The organism is Lentibacillus halodurans (genome assembly GCF_900112045.1).
Taxonomy (GTDB): Bacteria; Bacillota; Bacilli; order Bacillales; family Amphibacillaceae; genus Lentibacillus; species Lentibacillus halodurans.
Genome location: NZ_FOJW01000004.1, coordinates 222,493 through 240,952 on the forward strand (window position 1 = coordinate 222,493; position 18,460 = coordinate 240,952).

At 42.2% G+C, this 18,460-nt stretch carries 16 protein-coding genes and 1 riboswitch; of the genes, 10 read left to right on the forward strand and 6 right to left on the reverse strand.

Annotated elements, in window-relative coordinates; all coding sequences use genetic code 11:
• The first annotated feature begins 69 nt into the window (after positions 1-69).
• The 6 genes from BM195_RS06790 (at position 70) to BM195_RS06815 (ending at position 6,986) form a co-directional block, all read left to right on the forward strand.
• On the forward strand, positions 70-1,104 hold the full coding sequence (locus BM195_RS06790; protein WP_090235574.1) for an ABC transporter ATP-binding protein: 1,035 nt from the start codon (positions 70-72) through the stop codon (positions 1,102-1,104).
• Positions 1,101-2,120, forward strand: coding sequence for an ABC transporter ATP-binding protein (locus tag BM195_RS06795; protein ID WP_090235580.1), 1,020 nt, complete (start codon positions 1,101-1,103; stop codon positions 2,118-2,120). Before BM195_RS06790 ends, BM195_RS06795 begins: the two co-directional genes overlap by 4 nt.
• Before the next feature lie 18 nt (positions 2,121-2,138).
• Positions 2,139-3,881 (forward strand): oligopeptide ABC transporter substrate-binding protein, encoded by a 1,743-nt coding sequence (gene opp4A / locus BM195_RS06800; protein WP_244535687.1) that lies wholly within the window; start codon positions 2,139-2,141, stop codon positions 3,879-3,881.
• 56 nt (positions 3,882-3,937) lie between these two features.
• Entirely contained in the window at positions 3,938-4,900 is a 963-nt protein-coding gene (gene opp4B, locus BM195_RS06805) for an oligopeptide ABC transporter permease (protein WP_090235582.1), read from the forward strand.
• A 12-nt stretch (positions 4,901-4,912) separates the two neighbouring features.
• Positions 4,913-5,827, forward strand: coding sequence for an oligopeptide ABC transporter permease (opp4C, locus tag BM195_RS06810; protein ID WP_090235585.1), 915 nt, complete (start codon positions 4,913-4,915; stop codon positions 5,825-5,827).
• A gap of 379 nt (positions 5,828-6,206) precedes the next feature.
• Positions 6,207-6,986 carry a 3D domain-containing protein gene (locus BM195_RS06815; RefSeq protein WP_090235589.1) on the forward strand — a complete coding sequence of 260 codons (780 nt, stop codon included), beginning with the start codon at positions 6,207-6,209 and terminating at the stop codon, positions 6,984-6,986.
• Positions 6,987-7,033: 47 nt separating this feature from the next.
• Here BM195_RS06815 and BM195_RS18815 read toward each other — a convergent pair whose 3' ends face one another.
• A complete protein-coding gene (locus tag BM195_RS18815) occupies positions 7,034-7,165 on the reverse strand; it encodes a hypothetical protein (RefSeq protein WP_280141243.1) in 132 nt (43 codons plus the stop codon).
• Positions 7,166-7,409: 244 nt separating this feature from the next.
• Here BM195_RS18815 and BM195_RS06820 point away from each other — a divergent pair, with 244 nt between their 5' ends.
• Together BM195_RS06820 and BM195_RS06825 are read left to right on the forward strand one after the other, a co-directional pair.
• Positions 7,410-8,600, forward strand: a complete 1,191-nt coding sequence (locus BM195_RS06820) for a glycine C-acetyltransferase (RefSeq protein WP_090235592.1) — start codon at positions 7,410-7,412, stop codon at positions 8,598-8,600.
• 140 nt (positions 8,601-8,740) lie between these two features.
• Positions 8,741-9,673, forward strand: a complete 933-nt coding sequence (locus tag BM195_RS06825) for an L-threonine 3-dehydrogenase (RefSeq protein ID WP_090235595.1) — start codon at positions 8,741-8,743, stop codon at positions 9,671-9,673.
• 215 nt (positions 9,674-9,888) lie between these two features.
• Here BM195_RS06825 and BM195_RS06830 read toward each other — a convergent pair whose 3' ends face one another.
• Positions 9,889-11,511 (reverse strand): ABC-F family ATP-binding cassette domain-containing protein, encoded by a 1,623-nt coding sequence (locus tag BM195_RS06830; protein WP_090235599.1) that lies wholly within the window; start codon positions 11,509-11,511, stop codon positions 9,889-9,891.
• Between the two features lie 189 nt (positions 11,512-11,700).
• On the opposite strand from BM195_RS06830, the gene BM195_RS06835 reads away from it, so the two are divergent.
• Both BM195_RS06835 and BM195_RS06840 read left to right on the forward strand, forming a co-directional pair.
• Positions 11,701-12,315: a hypothetical protein gene (locus tag BM195_RS06835; protein WP_090235603.1), complete on the forward strand. Its 615-nt coding sequence runs from the start codon at positions 11,701-11,703 to the stop codon at positions 12,313-12,315.
• Between the two features lie 55 nt (positions 12,316-12,370).
• Positions 12,371-13,354, forward strand: coding sequence for a helix-turn-helix transcriptional regulator (locus BM195_RS06840; protein ID WP_090235606.1), 984 nt, complete (start codon positions 12,371-12,373; stop codon positions 13,352-13,354).
• 52 nt (positions 13,355-13,406) lie between these two features.
• On the opposite strand, the gene BM195_RS06845 is transcribed toward BM195_RS06840, so the two are convergent.
• From BM195_RS06845 to rarD, 4 genes are all read right to left on the reverse strand, one after another.
• Positions 13,407-14,030, reverse strand: coding sequence for a YpmS family protein (locus tag BM195_RS06845; RefSeq protein WP_090235609.1), 624 nt, complete (start codon positions 14,028-14,030; stop codon positions 13,407-13,409).
• A 12-nt stretch (positions 14,031-14,042) separates the two neighbouring features.
• Complete coding sequence (locus BM195_RS06850) at positions 14,043-14,945, reverse strand: SGNH/GDSL hydrolase family protein (RefSeq protein ID WP_090235612.1); 903 nt, start codon at positions 14,943-14,945, stop codon at positions 14,043-14,045.
• A gap of 298 nt (positions 14,946-15,243) precedes the next feature.
• Complete coding sequence (locus BM195_RS06855; RefSeq protein WP_090235614.1) at positions 15,244-17,013, reverse strand: PLP-dependent aspartate aminotransferase family protein; 1,770 nt, start codon at positions 17,011-17,013, stop codon at positions 15,244-15,246.
• Positions 17,014-17,277: 264 nt separating this feature from the next.
• Positions 17,278-17,396, reverse strand: a riboswitch (SAM riboswitch).
• A gap of 64 nt (positions 17,397-17,460) precedes the next feature.
• On the reverse strand, positions 17,461-18,363 hold the full coding sequence (gene rarD / locus BM195_RS06860; RefSeq protein WP_090235616.1) for an EamA family transporter RarD: 903 nt from the start codon (positions 18,361-18,363) through the stop codon (positions 17,461-17,463).
• Positions 18,364-18,460: the final 97 nt, after the last annotated feature.

Sequence of the window (18,460 nt, forward strand, 5' to 3'; positions counted from 1 at the left end):
ACATACGACATATAAACTTATTTTTTTAAATTTTCGGTATTATAAAATGATATTTGAGGGGGAATCATTTTGCCGCAAGAACAGCATGATCAAAACGTACTCGACATAAACAATTTACATACAGGATTTTTAATAGATGGTGAGTTACATCATGCAGTCGTCGATGTGAATTTAAGTGTAAAGCCAAAGGAAGTAGTCTGTGTTGTTGGTGAATCAGGTTGTGGCAAGAGTGTCATGTCTTTATCCATTATGAATTTATTGCCTAAGATTAACTCTAAAATATCAAAAGGGGAAATTATATTTAATGGTGAAGATTTAACCCAAAAAACAGATGAAGAGATGAATAAAGTTCGTGGCAAGGATATATCCATGATTTTCCAGGAGCCAATGACAGCATTAAACCCCGTCTTTACAGTGGGATCCCAACTCCAGGAAGTTTTGTTTAACCACACTGATATGTCAAAACAAGAAGCACGTGAAAGAGGGATTGATCTATTAAAACAAGTTGGCATACCGAGACCGGAAAAGATCATTGATGAATACCCACATCAATTATCCGGTGGTATGCGGCAACGAATCATGATAGCGATCTCTATAGCCTTGAATCCTAAACTGCTCATTGCAGATGAGCCAACCACAGCCTTAGATGTTACAGTTCAAGCACAAATATTGGAATTAATGAAGGCCATTCAGGAGAAAGAAGATATGGCCATCATGCTTATCACGCACGATTTAGGCGTAGTAGCTGAAATGGCTGATAAAGTTATCGTAATGTATGCGGGAAAAATAGTTGAAACAGCAAATGTAGTCGATTTATTTACCGAACCCAAACACCCATATACAAAATCCATGATTAGCAGTATTCCAAGGATGGATGAACAGAAAAACAAATTGAATACCATTGATGGGATTGTTCCATCGTTAAAAAATATGCCCCATGTTGGCTGCCGTTTTGCCGATCGTTGTCCAAAGGCATTTGATGATTGTACAAAGATCACCCCACAGCTGGCAAAGGTTTCCGATGACCATGAAGCAAGGTGCCTCCTTTATGATGCATGTTATCCAGACACAAGCTCAATAGAAAAGGAGGAAGTCAATCAATGAGTCAGCATACTGTAACAGTAAACCTGGAAAGAGAAAGACAGAATAAAGAAACCTTATTGGAGATCAAAAATTTAAAGAAATACTACCCTGTTACTGCCGGATTTTTTAAACGAAAAATCGGTGATATCAAGGCTGTAGATGATATATCGTTAACCCTGAAAAAAGGGGAAACATTCGGATTAGTTGGAGAATCCGGCTGCGGAAAATCAACAGCTGGAAGAACCATTTTACGTTTAACAGATGCGACCGAGGGACAGATCATTTTTGATGGCAGAGATATAACCAATCTATCCGGAGAAAAGCTGCGTGACATACGCAAAAATTTTCAAATGGTGTTTCAGGATCCATATGCATCACTCAATTCAAAAATGATGGTTGGACATATCATTGATGAACCAATCCGAAACTACACAAAGCAATCACATAAACAGCTGGAGGCAGAGGTGAAGGAACTGTTAAACCGAGTTGGCCTGCGTGAAGAGGATTATTATAAATATCCGCATGAGTTTTCAGGCGGGCAAAGGCAGCGAATTGGGATTGCCCGTGCATTGGCTTTAAATCCGAAATTAATCGTTGCAGATGAGCCTGTCAGTGCACTTGATGTGTCCATACAATCACAAGTACTCAATTTATTGCAGGAATTGCAGGATGAATTTGATCTGACTTATTTGTTTATTGCACACGATTTAAGTGTCGTGAAACATATGAGTGATCGCATTGGTGTCATGTATCTCGGCCGTATGGTAGAGGTAAGTGATAAAGAGGATATTTATAAAGAGCCATTGCATCCTTATACACAAGCATTAACGTCTGCTATACCTGATCCAAATCCGCTGAATAAAAAAGAAAGAATTATTTTGGAAGGGGATGTTCCGAGTCCACAAAATCCGCCTTCCGGATGTGTTTTTCATACAAGGTGTCCGATGGCGATGCCTAAGTGTAAAGAAGTTGTGCCACAATTGAAGGAGGTGAGGCCGAATCGCCAGGTCGCTTGTCTTTTATATGATGAGAAATAACTTAAAGGGGGAAGAAGTGTGAATAAGAAATTCTGGTTTTTATTATTGCTACTGATGTCATTGTTTTTCGTATTGGCAGCATGCTCTGATAGTGCATCAGATGCTGAAGGTGAAGAAGATGGGGCAGGTGAAACAGAGGGAACGGATGATTCAGGCGGTGATGGAGAAGGAGATAGTATCAACGAGAACGGAACGATTACGTATGCCATTGACCAGGCACCTGAAGGGCTGTTTATTGATGGATTTGCAGGCAGTGCGATCGATTCACAAGTTAACGATTTCATTCATGAGGACATGGTGACAACCAATGAAAACCTTGAATATATACCACATCTGGCTGAATGGGAAACAGAAGATAATCAGGAATATACATTCACCCTTGAAGAAGGTGTCAAGTGGCACAACGGAGAAGAACTGACCATGGAAGACTGGCAGTTTGCTATTGAAGTTTTGGCTCATCCTGACTATGAAGGCCCGCGTTACAACTATGTACAGGACATTGAAGGAGCTGAGGAATATCGGGCAGGCGAGGCGGATTCTGTCTCCGGCTTTGAAATCGTCGATGATTATACAGCAGTCATTACATTTAATGAACCAAAAGTCAATAACCTGGAAAACTTATGGACGACGCCAATGCCAAAAGCAGAGCTAGAGGATGTTCCGGTTGCCGATATGATGGAAGCACCGGAAGTACGTGAGAATCCTGTAGGTCTTGGCCCGTTCAAAGTCAAAGAAGTTGTTCAAGGGGAGTATATAACACTTGAACGATTTGATGATTACTGGCAGGGAACCCCAAAACTGGCTGAAGTCACTATCCGTGTCATTGATCCTTCGTTAGTGCAAGGCGCGCTGCAAAATGAAGAAATTGATATTATGGAAGTTAATCCAGAAGATGTAGAAGATCTGGAACAGTTGGATAACGTTCGTGTTGAAGAACAGGAAGGCTTGGGCTATTCCTACGTTGGTTTCCGATTTGGCAGCTATGATTATGACAATCGGACAGCAGTCGATGACTATGATAAGTATGACAGCAAAGAGCTTCGTAAGGCCATGTTCTATGCCATTGACCGCGAAGCACTAGTTGATACGTATCTCGCCGGCAAGGCGACAATCGTCAATACGCCAGTCCCGTCGGTACATTGGATTGCTGCGGATGAGTCCGAGTTAATTCAATATGATTATGATCCTGAAAAAGCGGAAGAACTGTTAGAAGAAGCGGGATATGTTGATGTCAATGATGATGGCTATCGTGAGGACCCGAATGGTGATGAATTTGTGGTGACCTTCAGTCACTATGCCGGTTCAGCTGCATTTGAAGGACGCTCACAAGCTCTGATGCAAGCCTGGGAGGATGTCGGTCTGAAAACAGAACTCGCAACAGGACAATTAATCGAATTTAACACATACAACGAAATGAAAGAGAATGATGATGAAAATATTGAAGTATTCTTCGGCGCATGGAGTGTTGGTACAGACCCTGATCCGTCAGGCTTATGGCACAGCGAAGCTGAATGGAACTATGGACGCTGGTTAAATGAGGAGTCAGATGAACTGCTTGACGAAGGCCTGAGTGAAGCATCCTTTGATCAGGACCACCGGGCGGAAGTTTACGTTGAATGGCAAAAACTATTCAACGAAGAACTCCCAGCACTCCCACTTTGGGAAAATCTTGACTTGTACGGTATCAACAACAAACTGGAAGGTGTAACGATTGATGCTGTCGGTGTGCGTGATCACCATGAATGGTATGTAACTGAATAATCAATCATGTTGCAAGGAAACCCGTATAATCTGACTGAGGATAAGGAGAAATGAAGATGTTAGCCTACACAATACGCAGACTTCTATCAATGATTCCTTTGCTTATCCTTATCTCCGTCGTTGTATTTTCCCTGGCAAAGCTAATGCCAGGGGACCCCTTCACGGGGGAAATTGATCCAAATAATACCAACACAGAATATATTGAGGAGATGAGAGAGGAGCTTGGGTATAATGATCCGATACTGGTTCAGTACCAAAGATGGGTTACCAATGTGCTGCAAGGAGATTTCGGGAAATCAACAACGTATAAAAAACCGGTAACAGAGGTTATTGCCGAACGCTTGCCCAACACAATCTTTTTAGCCATTTCGGCACTTATTATTACATATATCTTAGCTTTTACGATGGGAATGTACTCCGGGAGAAGACCGTATACGCTGGGTGATAATTTTATTGCGACCTTTAATTATACAGGGATTGCTATACCGCAGTATATTGTCGCGATTGTTGCGATTTACTTTTTTGCCTTTCAGCTCGGATGGTTTCCATCTGGTGGTTCAATCACTCCAGGATTGGAGCAGGGATCCATGGCGTTTTGGACTGACCGAATTTACCATGTTATTTTACCAGCAATAACACTTGGATTATTTTCAACTGCTTCCTACACACAATTTTTACGGAATGATATTGTACAAAATAGTAAACAAGACTATGTGCGAAGTGCTAGAGCAAGAGGGACAAAGGAATCTGTTATTTACAACAAGCATATTCTAAGAAACTCTGTTATACCTCTTGTAACATTCTTTGGATTTGACCTGGCAACACTAATTGGAGGGGCTATTATTACCGAAACAATATTTACTTATCCGGGAATTGGCATGCTATTTATCGACTCGGTAACGACAAGAGATTACCCTGTTGTCATGACTTTAACATTAGTATTTTCATTCTTAACGTTAGCGGGTAATTTAATAGCTGATCTATTGTATGGTGTTGTGGATCCAAGAATACGTTATTAAGGGGGGTTGTAAATGGAACCAGCAACGAAGACATCTTCGGCAAATGCGCCCAGGAAACCAAAATTTGACTCAACATGGACGATAGCACGCAAGAAATTTATGAAGCGAAAATTAGCAATGGTCAGTCTTGGATTTCTTATTTTTATTATTACCGTATCATTTTTAGCACCATATATTACGGATACTGACGTAACAAGAATTAATATGTCCGAAATTAATAAAGAACCGTCCAGTGAACATTGGTTTGGCACAGATCGAAATGGACGGGATGTATTTGTAAGAACCCTTTATGGCGGGAGAGTTTCTTTAACAATTGGACTATTATCCATGGTCTCGGTAACATTAATCGGTTCGATAATTGGATCTATAGCAGGCTATTATGGTGGCTGGGTTGACAACCTTCTTATGCGGTTTACGGACTTTATACTAACACTTCCATTTTATGTTTTTGTTATTGTATTAAATGCTATCCTGATTGGGTTTGACAGGGTGGCCGGTATGTGGAGTTTAATTATTGTTTTCAGCTTACTTGGATGGGGCGGTGTTGCAAGGATCGTTCGGAGTAAGATTCTTGCAGAAAAGGAAAATGAATATGTTTTAGCCGCATCATCTATTGGGAGCAGACCATCAAAAGTCATTATGAAGCATTTGTTTCCGAATGTGATGACAACCGTTATTGTACAAGCTACCCTGTTACTTGCAACCTATATTGTAGCAGAGGCAGGGCTTAGTTTTATTGGAGTTGGCGTACCACCTGATACACCGAGTTGGGGCAACATGTTAATGGAAGCCAGACAAACGGATGTTTTGCAGGATAAACCATGGATATGGGTGCCGCCTGCTGTATGTATAACATTAACTATACTATCCATTAACTTTGTCGGGGAAGGGCTAAAAGATGCACTGGATCCGAAAACAACGAAATAGAACGATCATCCCTAATTGATTTCGAGGGTACCGTATGAGATCTTAATTTGCTTAAGATCTCATCTTTTTTATACTGTTCTCTAAAAAGTTTGTTGCTTTAGGAATAAGTCGGCAAAACGTTTTAGAAGCACTGAGCGGTATAGGGGTCGGTACATTTATTGCGTAATTTTGACTTAACCTATCAATAAAAAGAGAAGTTCGTTATTAACCTATTACATAAACAGTCATATCCGGGACTTTCGAATTAAATCTATAAAACTTGTAATATTTCTATGGTAGTTTGGCAATCCTTGTAACAGACTCTTAATTGTCTTGTAACTGCACTGCCTCTACCCTTATGGTATGATGAGCAATGCAGAATTTAAAGGAGGGACTACCTATGAAGAAAATGGTAGCTTCAATTGCTACTGGTGTCATAATTGCTGGCGCTTCAGTGACCACTGCTTCTGCAGCAGAATATACAGTTGAAAAAGGAGACAGTCTCTGGGAGATTGCGCAAGAAAATAACACAACTGTAGACGAATTAGTTGACATAAATGAACTTGAAAATACGATTATTCAACCGGATCAAACACTTAATCTTCATGACACATATCAGGTTCAGAAAGGTGATACATTAATCGGTATCAGCGAGGAGTATGATGTGTCAGTCGATGATCTGAAAAAGTGGAATGACCTGGATTCGGATCTCATCGTAATTGGACAAGAACTTGAAATAAAAGGTGTTAATGTTGAACAGCAGGACGAGCCTGTTACAGCAACCGTATCGGAAAGTTCATCCGGTGAATCAAATGAGACGGAACAGACATCAAATAACACCAATGATGCCAATCAGGAACAATCATCCCAGGATAATCCTGATGGCAAAACAATAACTGTAACGGCAACAGCATACACGGCTGACTGCAATGGATGCTCAGGCATCACGTCTACTGGTGTTGATCTGAATGACAATCCGAATGCAAAAGTCATTGCAGTAGATCCAAATGTTATCCCATTAGGCTCAGAGGTGTATGTTGAAGGCTATGGTTATGCAACTGCAGCAGATGTCGGTGGAGCTATTAACGGTAACAAGATTGACATCCACGTCCCAACAAAAGATGAAGCAAATGATTGGGGCGTCCGTACGGTTGACGTAACAATCGTTAATGAATCATAAGTCAGCAATATGAAAGAGGGAGCATCCTAAATGAATGCTTCCTCTTTTTAATTTAATATAACAGCATTACGATCCTCTTTATCCACAATATCTTCTGTATCTTCGTATGTTTGCGTGTAACCAACAATACTGAAAGTGACAATCAAAACAAAAAATAATGCCATCAATACTTGTTTCATCGTTTGTTTCCTCTCTTTCATGAGCTATATTAAGTATAATAAAATAGAACGGGATAAACCATCGATTTTCATTACAAAATGACAGGTAAATCTTACAAAAATGAAATATTTATGGAAGAACTGGGCTCTTGGTTTGTATGCAAATACCAAAAAATCATGTCTTGTGTTAAACTCGATAGTGGAATATGTTAGTTTAATGAATGAGAGATGATTAAAGCGCTTACATAATAAGGAGGAAATAGGAATGACAAGTAAGGCATTGCAATCTTTTCTGGAAGAGAATATTACCGATTTAAAAGAACGCGGGCTTTACAATGAGATTGATCCCGTACAGGGTGCAAACGGTCCGATTATTAACATTGATGGAAAAGAGCTGGTTAATCTTTCGTCGAATAATTATTTGGGACTTGCAACCGACGACCGTCTGAAGGAAGTTGCCAAAGACGCGGTTGATTCACACGGTGTTGGTGCGGGTGCTGTCCGTACCATCAACGGAACGCTGGATCTGCATCTTGAGCTTGAGAAAAAACTGGCGGCATTCAAAGGGACAGAAGCGGTCATCTCTTATCAGTCTGGTTTCAACTGCAATATGGCTGCCATTTCAGCCGTGATGGATAAAAACGATGCCATTCTTTCTGATGAATTGAACCATGCATCAATTATTGATGGCTGTCGTTTGTCCAAGGCAAAGATTATTCGCTTCAGTCACTCAGATATGGACGACTTGCGGGCAAAAGCAAAAGAAGCGGTCGAATCCGGGCAGTACAATAAAGTGATGGTGATTACCGATGGCGTCTTTTCCATGGATGGAGATGTTGCCAAACTGCCGGAGATTGTGGAAGTTGCTGAGGAATTTGATTTGATCACCTATGTTGACGATGCCCACGGTTCAGGTGTATTGGGTAAAGGAGCCGGTACGGTTAAACATTTCGGGCTTCAGGATAAAGTTGATTTTCAAATGGGCACTCTATCCAAAGCGATCGGTGTAATCGGGGGATATGTTGCTGGAAAAGGAGAACTCATCGACTGGCTGAAAGTTCGCTCCCGTCCGTTCCTTTTTTCAACAGCTGTTTCACCAGCTGATGCAGTGGCAAGCACAAAAGCGGTTGACCTTTTAATGGAATCGACCGATTTAAATGAAAAACTGTGGGAGAACAGCCAATATTTGAAAGATGGCCTCAAAAAGCTCGGCTTCGATATCGGCGACAGCGAAACGCCAATTACACCGTGTATTCTGGGTGACGAAAAAGATACTCAAGACTTTAGCAAACGTCTTTATGAAGAAGGCGTTTATGCAAAATCAATTGTTTTCCCAACCGTACCGAGAGGAACAGGACGCGTACGCAATATGCCGACAGCAGCCCATACAAAGGAAATGCTTGATAATGCGCTTTTTGCATATGAAAAAATCGGTAAGGAATTAGGACTTATTTAGGTTGAGATCAGATAGAGCTTTATTTCACAATTTGTCCAAATCAGATATAGGTAAAAATCATGAATGAATCGGTTAGCCAGCCGCTTCAATCACTTCATGACATGACATCATTACGGAAGGACTAGCTGGAGGAAAAGAACATGAAAAAAATTCTGGTTACAGGTGCTATGGGTCAAATCGGCTCGGAGCTTGTCAGTACATTACGGGAACATTACGGAACATCCAATGTCATTGGCTCCGATCTTTGGCAAAAAGATGAGGAGGAAGGTCCGTTTGAAATTGTTGATGTAACGGACGAAAAAGCGATATATGACGCGGCTAAGAAACATAACGTGGATACGATCATGCATTTAGCTGCTTTGTTGTCAGCCAAAGCAGAAGCTGTCCCGCAAATAGCATGGGATTTGAACATGGGCGGCCTGATGAATGCTCTTGAAGTAGCCAGGGAACTTGAATTGCAATTTTTTACGCCGAGCTCCATCGGCGCATTTGGACCGGCAACGCCAAAAAAGAATACACCACAGGAAACGGTTATGCGTCCGACGACGATGTATGGTGTCAACAAAGTGGCCGGTGAATTACTGTGCGATTACTATTTTTACCGCTATGGGGTGGATACACGAGGTGTCCGCTATCCCGGCCTGATTTCGTATGTGACACCACCAGGCGGGGGAACGACTGATTATGCTGTGGAGATTTATTATGAAGCAGTTAAGTCGAAAAAGTATACCTCTTATATTGCTGCGGAAACATACATGGACATGATGTACATGCCGGATGCATTGAATTCAATCATCAAGCTGTTGGAGGCTGATCCTGATAAATTGGTACACCGCAATGCCTATAATATTTCAGCTATATCAGCAGCACCAGAGGACTTTGCAAAGGCGATAAGGAAACATATTCCGGAATTTGAGCTGACTTATAATGTTGATCCTGTCCGACAGAAAATTGCCGAAAGCTGGCCGGATAATTTGGATTCATCCGCAGCAGAACAAGAGTGGGGATTCAAGGCGGAATATGATATTGATAGGATGACAGCCGAAATGTTGCCAAAACTTCGGACGAAATAGGATGTAAAAAACGTTCCCTGTATTAGGTCAGGGAACGTTTTTTTACTGAATTTCGGATGTTAAATAGAACGGTGGATCATTAGATCGAGCGGTGCTTCAACTCTAGCGAGGATAGCCCCAACTTGAGCGAGAACAGCTTCAACTCGAGCGACAGCACTGTTCAGATATGCGAGTTACATACAAATTCCAAAGGGCCATTCTACAGGCAGGTCAAATTAGCCCGCATACATGGCCTCAACCTTCTCCTGCAGGGCCTTATCCGCAATATATTCGTCATAGCTCATTTCTTTATCAACAATACCATTCGGTGTGATCTCAATCAGCCGGTTGGCAATCGTTTGAATAAACTCATGATCATGTGATGTAAACAGAATAGATCCTTTAAACTTCTTAAGCCCGTTGTTCAGCGATGTGATGGACTCTAAATCCAGATGGTTCGTCGGTTCATCAAGAATCAGCACATTGGCACCTGACAGCATCATTTTTGACAGCATGCAGCGGACACGCTCACCACCGGACAGGACACTTGCTTGTTTCAAGGCCTGATCACCCGAGAACAGCATCCGCCCAAGGAACCCGCGCAAGAATGTCTCGGTTTCATCTTCCGGGGAATATTGCCGGAGCCAGTCGACCAGCGGTAGATCATTTTCCTCGAAATAGGCTGAATTGTCCCGTGGAAAATACGATTGTGAAGTTGTTACACCCCACTTGTACGTACCGGCATCTGGTTCCATGTTGCCCATCAAAATCTCAAACAAGGTTGTTTTAGCTAAATCGTCTTTACCAACGAACGCTACCTTATCATCCTTGTTTACGGTGAAGCTGACATTATCAAGCACTTTCTTTCCATTAATCGTTTTGGTCAGACCTTCAACAAACAGCAGATCATTGCCGATTTCCCGATCAGGTGTAAAGTTAATATACGGGTATTTTCTCGATGATGGCTTGATATCATCCAGTGTAATGCTGTCGAGCAATTTTTTTCGTGATGTTGCCTGACGCGATTTTGAAGCGTTGGCACTGAATCGCTCGATAAACGATTTCAGTTCCTTAATTTTTTCTTCCTTTTTCTTATTTTCTTCCTGAGCCATTTTTTTAGCCAGCTGGCTGGATTCATACCAGAAATCGTAGTTGCCGACGTAGATTTCAATTTTCCCGTAGTCAACATCTGCAATGTGTGTGCATACCTTATTTAAAAAGTGGCGGTCATGAGAAACAACGATCACTGTGTTTTCAAAGTTGATCAGAAATTCTTCCAGCCACTGAATGGCGTGAATGTCCAAACCATTTGTCGGTTCGTCCAGAAGTAAAATATCCGGATTTCCAAAGAGTGCTTGTGCAAGCAATACTTTAACTTTCTGGTCTTCGGGCAATTCCGCCATTTTTGCTGAATGAAGGGACGTATCAATACCAAGTCCTTTTAACAGAACGGCTGCGTCGGACTCTGCTTCCCAGCCGTTCATTTCAGCAAATTCACCCTCAAGTTCAGCAGCGCGGATGCCGTCTTCTTCGGAAAAATCTGGCTTCATGTATATCGCATCTTTTTCCTGCTTGACTTCATATAACCGTTCATGGCCCATCAGGACAGTTTCCAGCACATCATATTCTTCAAAGGCAAAGTGCTCCTGCTTTAACACAGCCATACGCTCGCCCGAAGATAACGAAACATTACCGGATTGCGGTTCCACTTCACCTGAAAGGATTTTCAAAAACGTGGATTTGCCGGCACCATTCGCCCCAATGACACCGTAACAGTTGCCAGGTGTAAATTTTAGATTCACATCCTCGAACAATTTATGATCCCCATATCGCAGACTTACATTATTAACCGTTATCATCCGTCAACGTCCTCCAATAATCATAATCACCGTTAGCTTAAGGGATTTGAGACATTTCGTCAATGTTTACGGCTCCTGAAAATGTTGAAAAAGAGCTATATTTTTTGATGAACTTATGCAATAATGAATAAAGCCAAATATTTTCACAGTAAACAATCTGAAAAGGCATCATGTTGGAGGGGAAGGTTCATGAAAGGGAAAACCGTTTATTTTCTCTTCACGGATACGGGTACATATCTGACCCGGGTGATTAATTTTGTGACAAAACAGCCGTTAAATCATGTTTCTATTGCATTTGATCCCGCACTGCAGGAAGTCTACAGTTTTGGGAGAAAAAGACCGCGGAATCCGTTTATTGGCGGGTTTGTCAAAGAGGATATTTACAGTGATTTTTTCAGGAATTCAGATTGTGCGATATACGCATTCGAGCTTACGGAAGAAGAATGCAGCAATGTAAAAAAACGGATTGCGGAAATCGAACTGCGTAAGCACAATTATAAATATAATTTTTTAGGTTTGCTTGGCGTGCTCATAAGAATTGAGCTGAACAGGGAAAATGCTTTATTTTGTTCACAGTTCGTTGCGACAGTACTAAGCGATGTCAAAGCAATCCGTTTCCACAAGCCAAACTGTTTTATAACCCCGGCAGATATCCGCAACCATGAAGGGATGCAATTGATCTATCAGGGGACGCTGGAAGATTACCAGTGTGCCATGTCCCGCAAGTTCGAGCAAATGGGAATGAAGAAACAATCCTTGTTCTTTTCAATATCCAAAAAAGTAAAACAACTTGTCATCAAATGAGAAGAAACTGTATAGTTAGAGGCAGAGGTTCTTGTTACATAAGGGGGAAACGTAAATGGAACGGGGCAGCAATTACCGCCTGCTGCAATTGCGGGAAATCTTATTTAATGAAACGGATGAGTATCATGATCTGGGCGTCGATCAATTGATTGAAAAACTACGGGCAGTAACTGGTGATGCTACATTTGATAAGCGGACAATCAAGCGGGATCTGGAGACGCTTGATGAGATGGACTTTGAAATTGTCCGGAATCAGGGGCGATACGGAAAAATCAAATATAGCCATCAGAGTCGGCTATTTGAAACCTACCAGTTAAGGCTGATTATCGATGCGATTTTATCGGCGCGTTTCATTACAAAAAATGAAAAGGAAAAGCTGATTAAAAAGGTGAAACATATGACAAGCGGTCATATTGCCAAGACACTGCCGGAACCCATTTTGTTCAGTCAATCAGCCAATATAGACTACGAACTGGTTAAACTGAATATTGATGCGGTGCACCGGGCTATTTCGGAGGGAAAAGTCCTTACGTACCAGTACGGGAAATTCAATGTCAAAAAGGAATTTGTGCGACACCGGGATGGCAGCTACTACTATGTGGAACCATACGCACTGATCTGGCAAAATGATTACTACTATTTGATCGGTGTTTTTCAGGATACGAATGAAATACGGCATTACCGGCTTGACCGCATCCGCAATATCAGTGTCAGCAGCGAGTCATTTAAAAAGCGGGCGTTCAATTTGCAGGAATATGTGGATCAGAGTTTTCATATGTTTGCCGGTGAGGAAATGCGGGTGAAAATCCGCTTTCACAATAGTTTGGTCAATGTTGTGCTGGACAGGTTCGGACAGGAGGCGGATATCAGGGAGCTGGATGATGACCACTTTGTGCTGTCAACGAAAGCTAAGCTATCGGACGGGCTTGTTAACTGGATCCTGACATGGGGCAACCGTTCCAAAGTGCTGTCACCGGACCATTTGGCAGAACGGATCAAAAAGCAAATCCGGCAAATGATGGAAGTGTATGAGGATTAGACTCGTGTAACTTCCGAAACATAAAAGGAATCGGTACTAGGTCGATTTCCATCTAATCCGTCATCTCAATCCCCAGCGATTCGTACGGTACTTCGATATTGAATGCCAGGTTATTGGCTTCGAGATCTATATGTGCCACACTAACACGGAAGTTACTTCTGATGTTCATATCGGTAACTGCTACATAAATTTCCTCATTTGCCGGATCTACCGTGACCCATTCCGGCATTGGCAAGTACTTTTTCAAATATGCCATAATTTTTTTGTTCGGGAGTGCGAGCTGCCCGATAGAAATCGATTTTTGCTCCAGAATCACATCGCCATTTTCCTGTACAAGCGGTTCTAAATGGACAGACACCGGCACAGTTGATGAAAAAACGGGAAGTTCCCCAACCAGTTCGACATCCTCATCCAGTGAAACACTGTACTGATGGCTGCTTCCCTTTAAAAGGTTATCAATATAGGCATTTACCAATTCATTTAAATTCTGTTTGGTGGTACGGACCGTAAATTCCGAGCTGCGCTGTGTATTTTCCACTGATGGCTCAGGCGGTGCTGTTTCCTGTACAGGCCAGAAAACGAATACCGTAATGGTTAGAAGGACAAGCGCATTTACGCCTGCCAGCCAGAAAAACAGCTGCTTCCACTTATTTTTTTGTTTTTGATGTTTCGGCACAGCGCCTACCTCCTATTGATCTGTTAAAAATTCCAGCACCCGTCTGGTAAATTGCTGATATCCCTGATGATTCGGATGGAAATTATCGTCTGCGAATAAATCTTTATCCGTATCTTCAAACAAATCAGCAACGGGTATAAATGTCGTATCATGATACTGTTCCGTTACATTTCGGCTCGTTTCATTCCAGCTATTCACGATCATTTCAAGTTCTTCAATGTCCCCGAAATAGTTTACAAAAGGATTGTAAATACCGATTAGATAAATATCCGTATTTGGATTCAAAACATTTATTTTATCAAAAATCTGATGCAGACGGTCTTCATAAGCCCGCTTAGCCGTTGTGAAATCTTCTATTTGCAAGCTGGTGAAATTTTCTTTGACTACTTGCATAATATCATTTGCACCAATCGTGATCAGGACGATATTAGATTGTTCAATGGATTGTTCTATTTCTTGTTTATTTAGCCGTTCGAGAAGCTGGTCAGAACGATTACCGCGTTTACCGTATTGATCAAATGATACTAATTGAATACTTTCATTAATGGTTTTATCAAGTATGCCAACATAACCGCCATCCACTACATTATCCCCGACACCTTGTGTTAGCGAATCACCAATTGCCGTAATGTGTGTATCCCGACTCATGAAAAAGTTCACTGTACGGCTTACTGCTTGCTGGAATAATTCCTGCAATTGGCTGACGGATTCTTCTGTGGCTTCTTCAGTTGAAACATCTTCATCATCCGCTGTATCCGTTTTATTGGAAGAGGTTTCCGTATTTTTGGTTTGGTCCTGTTGAGTCACTTGATTGTTCGATTCTTGGCTCGGTGTTTCCTGCTGCTGGACAATCAGAAAGAAAGTGATGCCTGCAAGCAGTATCCCCAAAATGATGAGCATGTATCGTCTGTTCATGATTTTCACACCTGTGGTCAATTTTTTCTGGGAGTAGAGAAACTTTCGATACCGAAATCAGCTATTTGCCGATTTTCACCAGCTTGGCCTCTATCCTCAGGAAAGTGAGGCAGTATAAGATGTAACACGTTCCATCGTAAATATGCAGCGAATGGTTTTGCAAGTATTAGCTTTTCCTGTACATTCTCATTATATCATGATTGTGCTTGACTAATCCCCGATATTCATCATGTAAAAACTTAAAAATTCGCCTCCCTGGAGACGAATTTTTAAAAATTGGTATTTTTTATTTCAGTTTTTATCCTTGCGGTATTTGTACGGTCTCTTGCCGGGCGGAGTTCCCACGGATGCGAACGGCTTCCTGGTACGCATATTTACCAGTAATAACGGTAATCCCTGCTTCCTGTGCGTTTTCAAGCATCTGATCTGCTGCAACAGGGCTTTGTGCCCAAAAAATTTTGCCTTCCTTATTGTTTAGTTGCTCGATGGTTTTTGGTGGAAGTGCTTGCTCATTAGTCAAAATGGCATCTACGGTGACTGGCACATCATTTAACTGGTCAAACGATTGATGATTTAAAACGACTTCTTCAGATGCGGCGATTGGAACGATTTGAAAGCCCAGCTGCTGCAGTTGTTTAACATGGTCGTAAAAGGATTGGTCCGAGTTATCCAGTCCGAATACAGCAATGACTTTTTGACGAATTTCTCCATTGGTACGGTCAAAAGGAGAAGCGAGCAGCCAATGAATGGCATCTTCTTCTGTTGACTGAATGGTTGGGGCTTCACCGGTTGCTTTGGCAATCGCCTGATCCAGATCAGCTAGCGTATCTTTGGTAGATTCAAGCCCGATTGAAAGACGGACCAATTCTTCTGTCACACCACTCTTTTCCAGATCTTCTGCACTCAATTGCTGATGGGTTGTCGAAGCCGGATGAATAATGAGTGACTTTGCATCCCCAACATTGGCGACATGTGACCATAGCGTAATGTTGTCGATTAATTGTCTGCCTGCTTCACTACCACCTTTAATGCCAAACGTAATGATGGATCCATAGCCGTTTTGTAAATATTTGTTGGCTAACGGATGAGAAGGATGTTCTGTCAATCCCGGATAGTTGACCCACTCGACTGCAGGATGTTTATCCAGATAATCCGCGACCACTGCAGCATTTTGGCTGTGCCGTTCGATTCTCAAATGCAGTGTTTCAAGTCCCTGAAGCAATAAAAACGCATTTTGCGGACTCAAGCAGGCGCCGATGTCTCTCAGGAGCTGGACACGGAATTTTGTGGCAAAAGCTGCAGGACCAACGTCAATATAGCGCAGTCCACCGTAGCTTTCATCCGGTTCGGTGAATCCCTGGAATTTCCCATTGCCCCAATTGAATCGTCCGCCGTCAACGACAACCCCGGCAATGGCTGTTCCATGGCCGCCGATCCATTTGGTGGCTGAATGTACCACGATGTCAGCACCCCATGTCAGTGGCTTGGTGACATATGGTGTTGCGAACGTATTATCTATGATTAGCGGGATGTCATGATCATGTGCAATTCGGGCAACGGTTTCGACATCAAAAACGTTCAAGCTTGGATTGGTGATAATTTCACCGAAAATCGCTTTCGTCCTTTCGGTGATGGCGTTTTGAATGCTTTCGGGATCTGTTCCATCAACGAATGTCACATCAATTCCGTACTTTGGCAATGTATTGGCAAATAAATTGTACGTTCCCCCGTACAGATTGCTGTCAGCGACAATCTCATCGCCGCTGCCGGCAATATTTAAAATGGATAGTGTGATGGCTGCCATGCCTGATGAGGTTGCGACGGCTGCAACACCGTCTTCCAGTAAGGCAATCCGAGTCTCAAAAGCATCAATGGTTGGGTTCATGATACGGCTGTAGATATTGCCCGGTTCCGCCAATCCAAAAAGATTTTGGGCATGTTCAGTGTTCTCAAATACATAGGAAGTTGTCTGATAGATCGGAACCGCACGTGAACCTGTCGTCGGGTCCGGTTTCTGTCCCCCGTGAAGCAGTTGTGTTTCCTGGCTCGGCAAATGAAAATCGGTCATAAAAATTCCTCCTTATGGTTTTGAAAAATATTCTATCTTGCTTTGTGAGAATGAGCCTAATGCCGCTATCGGAAAGCATAGCCCGTGGATGGAATAAGGGTCGAAGTTACAATCGGCTATCTACCTAATTCCGCACACAATCCGGCATCTGACCTCGGAAAAAAAGAAGAATCCCCTCGAGTTTTCCTGTGTTCTGGAGGAAGAGGAGAGAAAATGAAAAACCCCCTTCATAAGAGAAGAGGGTTTTCTATGTAACCGATCCTCCTCTTATCTTCCAGATCTCTCTTGACCTGTAGGATTTAGCACCTTTCAAGACTTTTCAGTTTGCCTTGATGGTTGCCGGGCTTCACAGGGCCTATTCCCTCCACCGCTCTTGATAAGAGATTTAATTTTACTTAATTTAATGAATATTATATACATGATTTGGCATATTCGTCAAGCGCTTTTTTAATTTTTTTTACGGCGTTGTGCCGGCCTGGGTTGCGCGGATGCCATGTAAATAATGAGTGCTGTCCAGATTAGAACAAATGACATCAGGTGTGCACTGGAGAACGTTTCTTCATAGACGAACACACCGAGAATCAGCATGATGGTCGGTGCGATGTATTGTAAAAAGCCTACCATCGATAATGGAATCTGCTTGGCACCGCTGGCAAACAGAAGAAGCGGGACAGCAGTGGCGACTCCAGCTCCAATTAATAATAGCCCGGTACCGGACAGCATGACATCTGCCGCTATGGAACTGTCAGAAACAGCGAGCAGATAAATCAATGCGATCGGCGTTACAATCATAGTTTCGATGGTCAGCCCGAATATGGAACTGATATCGACTGTTTTTTTCAGCAACCCATAAATGCCAAAAGTGAATGCCAGCAATAATGATACCCATGGAAACACACCATAGCTGATGGTGAGATTGATGACACCAATTCCAGCCAGAATAAATGATAATAGCTGTCGCCTTGTCAGTGTTTCTTTTAACACTATCATTCCCAGCAAAATACTGACAAGTGGATTAATGTAATAGCCAAGGCTTGACTGGATGACATAATCATTGTTGACTGCCCAGATGAAGGTGAGCCAGTTTAGGCTGATGGCGATAGACGCAAGCGTAATACCGATAAACTTTTTCTTGTCTCTTATAATGGCTTTGCATTCCTGGATGAAAGCCTTCCATTTCTGGATGGCCAGTACGATTACGATCATAAGGACGAAAGACCACAGAATACGGTGGGCGAGTATTTCACCAGGAGGCGTATCATCAAGCAGCTTCCAATAAATCGGCAAAAAGCCCCATAATAAATAAGCACTTGCGGCATACAAAATTCCTGATTTGGTTTCTTGATTCATTCTGAAAGCCCCCTTTTTATATGGTTGTAGTAAATCCGATATTTTCCGAAACGTGTGAGTTGCTGTGTATTTAATGGGTTTTGGTCAGCAAATCGAG